Consider the following 12047-nt stretch of genomic DNA (forward strand, 5'->3'; position numbering starts at 1 on the left):
ATGTATTCTGACACAAAATATTACAAAGGGAGTGACTTGGATGCATCTTACTTACCAAGAGAGAGACAAATTATTGCTTTTTCTAGCGTCTGAATTAGCGCAGAAACGTTTGGCCCGCGGGTTGAAATTAAACTATCCTGAAGCGGCCGCACTTATTTCAGGTTACGTTGTTGAAGGTGCTCGTGACGGCAAGTCTGTAGCGGAGCTAATGGAAGAGGCGCGCCATGTCCTGTCTGCGGATCAAGTCATGGATGGAGTTGCCCATTTGCTTACAGAAGTCCAGGTGGAAGCTACTTTCGTGGATGGCACCAAGTTGGTCAGTGTTCATGATCCGATCCAAGGCACTCTCGCTTCAGCGGGTATGATTGCCGGGGAATACGATCTTCGTGATGAGCCCATCGAGCTGGTTCCTGATCGGCCCCGCATTAAGCGTGAAGTAACGAATACCGGTGATCGCCCGATCCAGGTAGGCTCACACTTCCATTTTTACGAATGCAACCCGGCCCTGCAATTCGATCGGAACGGCACGCAAGGATACAGGCTCGATATTGCCTCTGGTTTATCCACAAGGTTTGAACCCGGGGAAACTTCAGAGGTTGTCCTTGTGCAGATTGGAGGCAGTCAAGAAATTCATGGCTTTGCTGGTTTGATAAACGGAAAAACGAATGGGATGGTGAGCTTATGACAAAGATTGATCGCGCTACCTACGCCAGTATGTATGGGCCTACGACAGGAGATCGCGTAAGACTCGCCGATACCTCCCTCTGGCTTGAGATTGAAAAGGACTTTACCGTTTACGGGGATGAATGTGTTTTTGGAGGCGGTAAAGTCATTCGTGACGGCATGGGTCAGCATCCACTGGCGACCCGTGCGGAAGGCGTACTGGATCTGGTCATTACGAATGCCATCATCATCGACACCTGGGGCATCGTCAAAGCCGATATCGGGATTAAGGACGGATTCATTAGCGGCATTGGTAAAGCGGGGAACCCCCTGATGATGGATGGCGTTACCGACGGCATGATTATCGGAGTTGGTACCGAAGTCATCTCAGGCGAAAATTTGATTGTAACGGCTGGCGGCGTGGATTCGCATGTACACTTCATCAGTCCGCAGCAAGTGGAAATTGCACTTCAAAGTGGTGTGACCACATTTGTTGGCGGAGGCACCGGACCCGCCACGGGTACGCTGGCTACGAACTGTACTTCAGGGGTATGGAATTTGCAGCGCATGCTGCAGGCAACCGATGCATTGCCGATTAATATGGTATTTCTGGGGCGCGGGAACAGCAGCCGCCCTGAAGCGCTGGCGGAACAGGTGCATGCAGGCGCTGCCGGACTTAAGATTCATGAAGACTGGGGCAGCACGCCTTATGTCATCGATAAATGCCTGAATGTCGCTGAAGAGCTGGATGTACAGGTTAATATTCATACCGATACACTGAACGAAGCCGGTTTTGTTGAAGACAGCCTGCGCGCCTTTAACGGCCGGGCAATTCATACCTATCATACCGAAGGCGCCGGAGGCGGCCATGCACCTGACCTGCTTCGGGTGGCTTCCATGCCGAACGTTCTCCCCTCCTCTACCAGCCCAACGATGCCATATACCGTCAATACGCTGGATGAACATCTGGATATGCTGATGATATGTCATCATTTGGATCCGCGCATCCCGGAGGATGTTGCCTTTGCCGCTTCCCGAATCCGGGCAGAGACGATTGGTGCGGAAGACATCCTGCATGACATTGGAGCCATCAGCATGACCAGCTCCGACTCTCAAGCCATGGGCCGTGTGGGTGAAGTCGCCATCCGCACATGGCAAACGGCGGACAAAATGAAACAACAGCGCGGTCCGTTAGGTCCGGATACAAATGCTGACAATTTCCGGATTAAGCGCTACATTGCCAAATACACCATTAACCCTGCCATCACCCATGGCATCTCGAATTATGTCGGCTCCATTGAAGTGGGGAAAATGGCCGACCTCGTGCTCTGGAAGCCCGCCTTTTTCGGCGCCAAACCGGAGATGGTGCTGAAAAGCGGCATGATTGTCCATGCGGTCATGGGAGATCCGAACGCTTCGATCGCCACACCGCAGCCCTATATGTATCGGCCGATGTTTGGCAGTTACGGTGGAGCGCAGGCTGCACTTAGCGCGACCTTTGTCTCGCAATCCTCCCTAGAAATGGGGACGCTGGATCCATTAGGATTGCGAAAGCAGCTCCTGCCTGTTCAGAACTGCCGGACCGTGAGAAAAGCGGATCTTATCCACAATGGTGAGACGCCGGAAATTATGGTAGACCCTGTGACTTACGCAGTTACCGTGAATGGCGAGAAGCTGACAAGCGCACCATCTGCCAATCTGCCCCTGTCACAGCGTTATTTCCTCGTTTAACCCCAAGATATATAAGACTTCGGGATAGTAATACTAAAAAACCATGAACTGCTTACCACGCAGTTCATGGTTTTTTGTTCATGAGAAGTTTCTTAGCAGCGCATGCGAGCATGCGGTTTGAAGGTCCCTCCAGCAGCGGTTCACTTCCGCATCCTCCATAGCTGCGGACAGTCCAAGCAGTGGAAACAACTGCTGACCACAGGATAAAGCCGTATTTGCCGCTGCTATGCTCTTCGCCGTTACCTCGGCCTCTGTCTCAGCTGACAATCCGCCGACGCGAAGCAGTTCCTCCCATGATTTCTCTACCGTCACATAAAAGACGGACATGGCTTGCTCCAGCGCTGCCTTACATTCCTCCAGCTTGCCGATGATGTAAGATGAGCTTCCCCGCTGGACCGCAAGTGCCTCTGCCGCCTCCAGAAAATGCTCTGCGATCCCGGCCGCAACACCTGCAAAAGAAACTTGTGCAAAAGGAAGGAAGGGATAGCGATAGATGGTTTCTTGCTCATATCCCTTGGTCTCCGTGAGCAAGAATGTCATGTCATCCGGTACGAATGCATCCACCGTCGATATCGTATGGCTTCCAGTTGCTCGCAGACCGAAGGCGTTCCAATCTGCCAGAATGTCAATCTGCTCCGGATTCAGGATGAAGGAACGAATCTCGGATTCGCCAGGTGCTGAAGAGGATACGGCATCATTACGGTTGGGCGCTGGCTCAATGACAGCATTGGCTGTAAAGGTGGTCGCATAAGTAGAGCCGCTGCAATATTTCCAGCTGCCGTTCACAACATACCCGCCTTCTACCCTTGTTGCAGTCCCGGACGGCATCCCACTGCCGGCAATCACAGCTTCCCGGTATGCGAATACGCCGCGGCTGACTTCCGGATTCATCATGGCTGCAAAGAATCCACCGCCTGCCCCAATCGTAACCAGCCACCCCAAATTCCCATCGATTCTGGCGCTCTCCTGAAAAATACGTGTTGCCTCGGGAAGCGGAGTCATTCGACCTTCAAGCTCATCAGGCACAAACAAGTGAAACAGACGATGATCATATAGGATATCTAATACTTCCTGAGTTACTTGTCTTTCCTTGTCCATACTTAGCGCATGCTCTCTAATGGTTCGTAGCTGCTGATTCGTAAATAACATGTCGCCACCACTTTCCGTCATTCTCTGTCTATTCTATTGACACCGCACCCAGGTTGTACGAACTGGCCTACTCTTTATGAGTATCCTGATGCATGTGACTTAACATCTTGCCCAGCGATTCCATGATGGATATCCGTTGTTCTTTATGTTGTTGGTAGGTAATCAACAGTTCATCTAATAGAGCTTGGATACCACCTTCATCCACTTCCGGCTGAGGAGAAGGAGGTTTGCCGAGAGCGGCAGCATCCAACTGGCTCAATTGCTCCATCACGTCTTTCTCCGAAAGATTGATCTCCATCATCTCACGGAGCAGCGACCTCACCTTCACGACCTTGGCCAATCGCTGTTCATGGCTCCATTGCTCCTCAGGTATCGAAGGATCCACAAGAGACACGCTGTAGTTACGCATTGTACTCAGATCACCGGTATGAACTAAAGCTCCTTCCCGAATCAGGTGGCGAACCCTGTACTCAACGAATAAGTCCGGAACGGTCAGTTCGCCATTGCCGATCACATCGCCAATGATACGGGCTGATTTCTTGAAGAACCCGTGTCTGGCTTCAACCCGATATGCGGCTTCTAATATATCACCATCATAATAAGACTCCGATACCGTGTGCAGCTCCTTGCCTTTCAGCACCCGAAGTGTCCCGTCTTCGTTCAACAGCCGACTCCACTCCTCGCGGTAACCAGCCTGCTCTTCTGGCGATAGCCTCACAGGCTCGGATACGTTCAGTACGGTTTGGAGTTTCTTCGGAGTCATCTCATATGTTCCCTTATACCAGGTATTTGGATCTTGTTCATGAAGAATGCTTGTTGCATTGATCACCATGGCATCGGGATGGTCTGGCATCAAGGACAACAGCCTGCGCAGACCTAATTGTTCAGAAGCGGAATCTCCAGCCCATATAAGACAAGGCACCTCCATCAACTGCTGCGGCCATATGTGCCAACTAAACGCCGCTTGCAGCATGCTCTGCTTCCTGTCGTCTGCATATGCAGTGCTGTATCGCTCCTGAATCCATTCATTTCTGCCGGAGAACGAATGGGAGAAATCACGGTCGTTTGGAAGCGGTCCGACCATGAGGTTATCTCCCAGTGTAACTACAATCTCCCCGGGGGTCGATTGCAGCATTAATTTTAACGAGCCGGCGGTAGAGTCATCAAACGCAATATGAACTCTGGTTACATTGCCGCGGTGAATGGGAGATTCAGACAGGTATGCGTTATTCCCGATCGCCCATTCCTTGTCGAACGCTTGCAGGAAAAGTTCGAGACTCTGATGCTTGTTATCTGCAAGAAGTCTCGCTGATTCCGTGTTCATTCGATCCTTCAGCTTCAGTAGTTTCTCGTAGAAATGGTTGATGGCCGTGCTTTCACCCGACCGGTATTCCTCTTGCGTCATCTTCTCTCGAAGAGGAATGAAAGGATCATACATCTTCTGCCCCTTCCAGCCGGAATAAGCAAAAGTACGGGCAATGCCGATGACGCCAAGCGCATCCAGACGATCGGCGTCCTGCACGATTCGGCCTTCCAGGGTCCGCATTGTATTTCCCGCTCCACCTGAAAATGACATCGTGCTTATGATTTCAAGTACTAATTCCCGGTCAGAGGTCTCAACACCGGCTTGCATCAGCCAATTCTGAACCCGCTCGTAACCCGCTTCCTTGGATTCATTTAACTTCTCGTCCGCCACGTCATGAAGCAGCGCCGACAGCTCGCATATGTATACATTGGCACCTTCAAGATTCGCCAGGATACGGGCGATGCGGGTGACGCGCTGGATATGCCACCAATCGTGACCGCTCGAATCCCGTTCAAGAATCGAACGTGCAAACTCATGGGCGTGCAATATGATCTGATGATCATTTGTCTTCATTAGATTCGTAAACCCCCTCCATCTATAAATCCTGACACTAAGCTCTATTATTCCCCATTTACCAGATGGTCGCAACCCAAGAGAATGTGAGATGCGATTTGTATCCGCCCCTCATGTAGGGGCATACGATAACAAGGAACCTGCATCATATCCATTGCACCTATGTACATATGCAGCCTTAAGGACAAGACGAGGGAAAGGAACGTGAGCGGATGTTGGTATTTATTCTACCGGGAACGCATTCTCAATTAAGCGAGAGCACCCTATCCTCGGTTCAACGCGTTTTTCCGGACGCTCGTCCGATTGTGATTCCAAGTGAAGAACGCGCTGCATGGGTCATGAATGAAGCCTTGTCCGTGGAGATGTTTCCCTGGTTTATGACGCTCTACGCTGGTGATGATGTACAGCCTCATGCAAAGATCGATCTGGAACGATGGCTGCGAACCACCTCTGACCAACTAGCAGGTTTTATTCTGAATCCCGTCCATACATTAGGTCAGCCACATGTTTCGTCTTCCAGGGCCGCTTCACCTCCCCGCATTCCCAGGGGACCCCTGATATGGCGCACGCAGGCTGTAATGAACGGCCATCAAAAGGGTTTTGCAACAAAGGATCAGCTTCCGTTTCAGAAATATGTGTTAATTGATAAACAGCTCCAATTATCCGGCCAATATGAATGGTCTGAAATTGATTGCCAAGCCATATTGTGTCATCATCGCAGGGCCCCTGCCTGGATGAAGGAAGCAGAAGAATGGTTGGCGGTGTCGCCGCTTCTTCTTGCAGCTGCCCATACCCATTCACAGCGGGCGGAGGCGGTTAGCCCCCCGCTTGTCACAATTGCTCTGTGTACTTATAATGACAGCGAGTATCTGACTTGGGCTGTCCGATCCGTGTTGGTACAGAGCTGTAAGGATTGGGAGCTTGTAATCCTCGATGATGGTTCAACGTCTGAAGAGACAGAAGCCTGCCTGCAGCATCTGCCCAAAGATTCCCGCATTACAATAGTAAGACAGCAAAAGAATCGGGGTAAAGCGCATGCATTAAACCGAATATTGCATCTATCCCATGCCCGCTGGCTGCTAGAGCTGGATGCCGATGATTGGCTGGCACCAAATGCGCTTGAAGTCCTTCTGCGAGAAGCCCATAGGGTGCAGCATGCTGACGTTATTTACGGCAATCATGTAGAATGGCTTGAGCGTGCAAACAAACAGCTGGTGTATCAAAGAGTACACACGGCCCCCTCTTCCCTGCATTGCGATAGTCTGCGAAACGATGCATATGCTATAGCTCCGCGCATGTTTAATGTTTCTTCGCTTAAACAGGTAAAAGGCTGGAACGAAGACATGCTTTTTGAAGGAAGACTCTATGAAGATATCGATCTGCTGTCCAGACTATCCCTTCATCACAAGCTGTACCATGTACCAGAGTCGATATACCACCGCAGACTCCGAAGCTCCAGCACCACTCATCGCCATCCTCTGCACTATTCAGCATGGAGAAACTCTACAAAAGATGTGTTCAATGAATTGGAATAAGCCGATCACTCAAAGAGGCAAAATGCGAACAAATGAAATGCTCTCATTAAGTACTGTGACCACTTGTGATGTAGGGATATAATTTGAGCTTACAACCTCCACTGTAATGAATCCATCCGTTGCGGATCGTAACTGTCCCTGCAGAAATTGATTGGTTTGGATGATCTCTACCGTCCTGCCTATGAAAGTCGCCAGAATTTCCGAAAAATCCATTGTGTTCCCCTCCTCGGACTGTGATCAAGAAATAGATAAGAAGCTGCGCATCGGTATGATGGCAATACTGCCATTCGGCTCTGCGATCTGAACGAAATCCTCACCGATCGCGATCAGCGTTCCGAATACGGAGCCCGCCGTCGTTTCAACCGTCAGCCGAGTATTCAATTTTCCAGTTAACAAAGCGGTGACAGTGCTGCTTGGACCTCCTTGCCGTTCGTTCACCTGCTCCTGTAATGCTTGAACCCGGGCAGATAACCGGCTAAGCTGCAACCGGATCTGTGCCAAATTCCGTATGAGCTTACGATGAAGCATCCGGAGTTTACACCATATCGAATGTGAAGGTCGCCCCTGTTTCTTCTTTCTTCGCCCCGTGATCTCCTTACACTCCCCTTGCTGCCCCCGGCTCCAATATCTCCTCACTAGTGCATCCCCCCTGTATATACTCATTGGTACCGTATGTTACGGTCAGGACAATGGCAACCAGGAATGCCAAAGATAAGAAAATGGCCTACTCCGAGGGACATTAGGGTTCAATCAAGCCATAAGGAGACCCCGAACATTTTGGGTATTTCCGTTCCAAATGGTGATCTACCCATACAGATGATTTAGATGATACATATTTTGTTAAATAGACCTTTGCACCAGAGAGGAGGCTAATCTTGAATAAAATCAAGCAACACCGCCGCCGCAAGTCTTCTTCCAATCGATCGGCCTCACGTCAGTGGAAAGCCCGCCACAGCAGTCTGAAGTTCAACCGAAAGAAGCGGTCGGCTTCCAGGGTGTCCCCCGTTGTCTCGCTGCCAATGACGTATTCGCGGTCTTTGTTGCATACTGAACCTGAGCCTGAAAAGTCTGGGGAAGCCGATTTGCAGACAGCCGAGAAGACCGAACCTATATCCGCGCCTCTATACGATATCATGCGTTTTCCCGTAATTGACTGGCAGTTTCGATGGCAGCGTCCCCAGCAGTTATCGGAGCAGTTTGCGCAGCAAGGACATCGGGTTTTTTATGTAACGACGGAGATGGTTGGTTTAGGTAAAGAGGAAGCATCAAGGGAAGAAATCAATCGCCAGGTAACGGTTAAAAATATTGATCGGAATGTTTGGCTTGTCACCTTATGTGCCAATCAACCGTTAAATTTGTACCAGGACGAAATGGATCTGTGGGATATCCAGTACCTGAAATGGTCAGTTGAGTATGTCCGGGATAAATTCGGACTGTTTCAATTGGTCTCCATCGTGGATCTTCCGTTCTGGACTCCACTCGTGATGGCAATGGATCAGCATCATATCGTTTACGATTGCATGGATCACCATGCCGGTTTTTCAACCAACGACCAGACCATGCTCCATCAAGAAGAACAGCTACTGCGTGAAGCCGAGCTTGTTGTAACCACCTCACAGCATCTGTACGATTGGGCCGCTCCCTATAATCCGTCCACAGTACTTATTCGCAATGCAGCAGATACTGTTCATTTCTCCAAACCGCCTAATGATAATGAACCTCTGTTCGAGCTTGAAGGGATCGATCAGCCGATCATTGGTTATTATGGCGCCATCTCCGACTGGTTTGATATTCAGCTGATCGAATCGCTGGCTCGACATCGGCCGGATTGGACGTTTGTCCTCATCGGACACACCTTTGGCTGCGATACCTCAGGCATTGAGGGTCTAAGCAACGTATTGCTGCTCGGGGAGAAGCCGTATCATGAACTCCCGGCTTATCTGCATCGATTTCAGGTCGCGTTAATCCCGTTCATAAAAAATGAACTGACGCAAGCTACCAATCCCGTCAAGCTGTACGAATATTTGGCGGCCGGCAAGGCGGTTGTCTCTACGGAGCTACCTGAAGTGAAGACCGTTGCGGGCGACATGATCTCGATTGCCAATACGGCTGCCGAGTATGAGGAGGCAATTGAAGCTGCACTGATTGAAACCGAAGCTGGCGTTATGAAGCAGCGGCAGCAATTTGCGGAGCATAACAATTGGGAGCATCGTTATGAAGCACTGAATACCCATATTGTGCAGAAGCTGTATCCCAAGGTCAGTGTCATCCTGGTGGTTCATAATAACTGCTCCTACACGCAGCAATGCCTCCACCGGCTGATGCAGCCGGGTCATTACCCTAACCTGGAGGTTATTATTGTAGATAATGCCTCAAGGGACCAAACCTCCTCCTATCTTAGAAGCCTGAGCAATCCGCTCATCAAGGTTATAACCTCGCCTACGAATCTTGGCTTCGCCGCCGGAAATACGCTGGGGTGTGAAGCATCTACGGGAGAATTCATCATATTGCTCAATAACGATACCATCGTTCCGGATGGGAGCTGGATCTCCCGTCTGCTCAGACCTTTTCAAGAGGATGCCTCGCTTGCCATGACAGGACCGATGTCCAATCATGTGGGAAATGATCAAGCGCTCGATCATTTCATAGGGGATGCTGTACAAGGCGCCAGTCCGCGTTGGCTTAGCGAGTTCTACGAGCGGTACCGGAGAAGAACCCGTTATACGGATCTCCTAGGATTCTTCTGCGTGGCTATTAAACGGAGTGTCTGGGAACGTGTAGGAACTCTGGATCCCGCATTTGGTCTGGGGATGTTTGAGGATGATGATTATTGCGAGCGCGTAAGAAATGCCGGGTACCGCCTGGCGATTGTCGAGGACGCTTTTGTATACCATCACGGCAGCGCTACGATCAAGAAGCTGAAGAATAGCGTGTACAACTCGCTATGGAACAAGAACAAAGCATATTACGAGCAGAAATGGAACAAGTCGTGGAGATTGCCAAAAGGACCGCATAGCATTTTTCATATGGTGGATCAACCTTCGGAAATAGCGTCCAGGATCCGGCAAACCGGTAAGCACGTTGTGCTGGTGCTCGGACTCACTCTATGGGAGACCAACTCAAGGCGATGGCAGCAGATCGTGAAGGGATTAACCGAAGATGAAGATCTGTTGGTGATTGTGTATACCCACTTATACCATGGCAATCTTATTGTGGGCACTCGGAAGATCGGGCCACAGCTTTATTTTACGAACCGGATTGATCTGTTCTCTGAGGTGTTATTCGATCAGGTCATCTACTGCGGATCCCCAGTTGTTCATGCGCAGATTCACTCCGAACAGTACTGGGCCGATCCCCTAAGCTATCATGAGCAACAGCTTACATCCTTGCAGACTCGATTACCGAATCTCCGGATACTGGAGCGGATCGCAGTATCTCAAGTCGTAAACGATCTGCGCTGCTCTGTGGATCATGTAACAAAATAAAGATACTCTAAAAAAAAGGCGCCTCCGCTCTGACTGAGTTCCGCTCAGCTCTAGGAGGGGCCTTCTTTCTTCTATTCTTCTATTGTTGTATTCTTTTATCCGAAACACGCTGTTCAGATCCTCAAATCCCCTGCCGACTCAAATGGTTGATGATCACTTCCGGATGCTGGCCTTGATAAGGCTTGGTGACGATTTCATATTCCTCGGGTCTGTAATTCCAATCCGGCTGTCCGTCATTCAGCTGCACATTTACGTCGCCTCTTCGATTGTCATTAAATTTGATTTTGTTGCCCAGTGCATAGTGATAGTGATACACGTTCACATCACAGCGCCCGCGGGGAATGCTCCATATACTCCGCCCTTCCGCAGCTTCCAGCGTACAATGATGCTTCTCGTCGCGATAACGTATGCCCTGATGAGCCCGCCACATTCTGGTGATGTCGTTGGACCAGCGTTCATCCCCGGGACTGTTGACCCGAATCGTCCAAGGATCTCCCCAGAAGTTGACGAAGGGAAACTGATAGACGTCCACATCTGTACGATTCATGAGCTCTGGCAAAACCTCGACAAAACGGTCATCCATGAGCTCGTCGATGTCCAGATTCATGATCCAGTCTCCCTGAGCCTGTTCAATCAGAACATTGCGGACCACGGACTCGTTCCAATCCTCGGTATAGGGCAAGCCCTTTTGTTGAACATGCAGCAACCGGATCGGATACCGATTCTGCAGACTGTCTATTTGTTCTAACGTTCCGTCCGTACTGCCACCATCGGCGATGATGATCTCATCGGCGTATCGGCTTACACTTTCTATATATAAGGGGATAAAAGTGATTTCATTTAATACCGGAACAATGACTGACAGTCTCATCGCTAGGGTACCTCCTTATTAACAAGTTTGTTCGTGAATCAAGTTCAGCATGGCGGACATGTGGCCGCGTGCCTTTTGATACCGCTGGTATAACGCGTAATTTGAATCGTAGTTGGGATTCCCGGAAGGCCCAACGAATGGGTGCCACAAGTGAACCATTTCTCCGTCCAGTCGAACATGTTGGCCAATCAGCGTATCCAGCGCGTACGCAAATGCTTCATCCTCCCCGCCCCAGCCGATAAACCGTTCATCATAACCTCTTACCGTTTCATATGCCTCGCGGCCAAGCACATTAAACCCTCCTACAAAAGAAGATGCCTGTTCTGCTGGCATGTCAATCTTTATAGACAAGGGCCATTCGCTTGCTTGCTGCAGCACAAGCCCGGTAATATCCTCGGATAAACGCAGAATTCGGCTGAAGGGGATTACCCACTGTCTGCTGTTCACGAGCGCGATGGATTCCTTCAATAGATACGGGTCATAAGCGATATCACTGTCTGCAATGACAATAATTTCTTTGGTAGCCTGAGTGTAGGCTCGATTGATGGCTTTGGATCTGCTGAAGGGCTCCTCGGTCCCGGATATTTCGCCTATGCATAACTCGATTTCCGGCATGGACTTCGCATAGTAGCCTAACACCCATTCCAATGCACAATCTCTGGGTCCGTTACCATCCGATTGATACGGAATCAGTACCGATACGCGGTCAAACACATCCTTCCCTCCTTACTCCT

The 12047-nt window shown here is 50.1% G+C and carries 10 protein-coding genes; 4 read left to right on the forward strand and 6 right to left on the reverse strand.

The annotated features are described in order from the left end of the window. The first annotated feature begins 40 nt into the window (after positions 1-40). Together ureA and ureC are read left to right on the forward strand one after the other, a co-directional pair. A complete protein-coding gene (ureA, locus tag M2277_RS26920; RefSeq protein ID WP_148247346.1) occupies positions 41-685 on the forward strand; it encodes an urease subunit gamma in 645 nt (214 codons plus the stop codon). Further along, positions 682-2394 (forward strand): urease subunit alpha, encoded by a 1713-nt coding sequence (gene ureC / locus M2277_RS26925; protein ID WP_006210724.1) that lies wholly within the window; start codon positions 682-684, stop codon positions 2392-2394. The genes ureA and ureC overlap by 4 nt, the downstream gene beginning before the upstream one ends. Positions 2395-2472: 78 nt before the next feature. Here the strand turns inward: ureC and M2277_RS26930 are convergent, their stop codons facing one another. Together M2277_RS26930 and M2277_RS26935 are read right to left on the reverse strand one after the other, a co-directional pair. Further along, a complete protein-coding gene (locus M2277_RS26930; RefSeq protein WP_280756066.1) occupies positions 2473-3543 on the reverse strand; it encodes an acyl-CoA dehydrogenase family protein in 1071 nt (356 codons plus the stop codon). Positions 3544-3610: 67 nt separating this feature from the next. Next, positions 3611-5422 (reverse strand): DUF3658 domain-containing protein, encoded by a 1812-nt coding sequence (locus M2277_RS26935; RefSeq protein ID WP_280756067.1) that lies wholly within the window; start codon positions 5420-5422, stop codon positions 3611-3613. Positions 5423-5634: 212 nt separating this feature from the next. Here M2277_RS26935 and M2277_RS26940 point away from each other — a divergent pair, with 212 nt between their 5' ends. Continuing rightward, positions 5635-6957 carry a glycosyltransferase family 2 protein gene (locus M2277_RS26940; protein WP_280756068.1) on the forward strand — a complete coding sequence of 441 codons (1323 nt, stop codon included), beginning with the start codon at positions 5635-5637 and terminating at the stop codon, positions 6955-6957. Positions 6958-6966: 9 nt separating this feature from the next. Here M2277_RS26940 and M2277_RS26945 read toward each other — a convergent pair whose 3' ends face one another. Continuing rightward, positions 6967-7170, reverse strand: a complete 204-nt coding sequence (locus M2277_RS26945) for a hypothetical protein (protein ID WP_006210728.1) — start codon at positions 7168-7170, stop codon at positions 6967-6969. A gap of 24 nt (positions 7171-7194) precedes the next feature. Beyond that, on the reverse strand, positions 7195-7593 hold the full coding sequence (locus M2277_RS26950; RefSeq protein WP_280756069.1) for a hypothetical protein: 399 nt from the start codon (positions 7591-7593) through the stop codon (positions 7195-7197). A 239-nt stretch (positions 7594-7832) separates the two neighbouring features. Here M2277_RS26950 and M2277_RS26955 point away from each other — a divergent pair, with 239 nt between their 5' ends. Then, positions 7833-10442: a glycosyltransferase gene (locus M2277_RS26955; RefSeq protein ID WP_280756070.1), complete on the forward strand. Its 2610-nt coding sequence runs from the start codon at positions 7833-7835 to the stop codon at positions 10440-10442. A gap of 121 nt (positions 10443-10563) precedes the next feature. On the opposite strand, the gene M2277_RS26960 is transcribed toward M2277_RS26955, so the two are convergent. Next, positions 10564-11313 carry a glycosyltransferase family 2 protein gene (locus tag M2277_RS26960; RefSeq protein WP_036639260.1) on the reverse strand — a complete coding sequence of 250 codons (750 nt, stop codon included), beginning with the start codon at positions 11311-11313 and terminating at the stop codon, positions 10564-10566. 18 nt (positions 11314-11331) lie between these two features. After that, positions 11332-12027 carry a galactosyltransferase-related protein gene (locus tag M2277_RS26965; protein WP_006210732.1) on the reverse strand — a complete coding sequence of 232 codons (696 nt, stop codon included), beginning with the start codon at positions 12025-12027 and terminating at the stop codon, positions 11332-11334. Positions 12028-12047: the final 20 nt, after the last annotated feature.

This window comes from Paenibacillus sp. LBL (assembly GCF_029893715.1).
GTDB lineage: Bacteria > Bacillota > Bacilli > Paenibacillales > Paenibacillaceae > Paenibacillus_AQ > Paenibacillus_AQ glucanolyticus.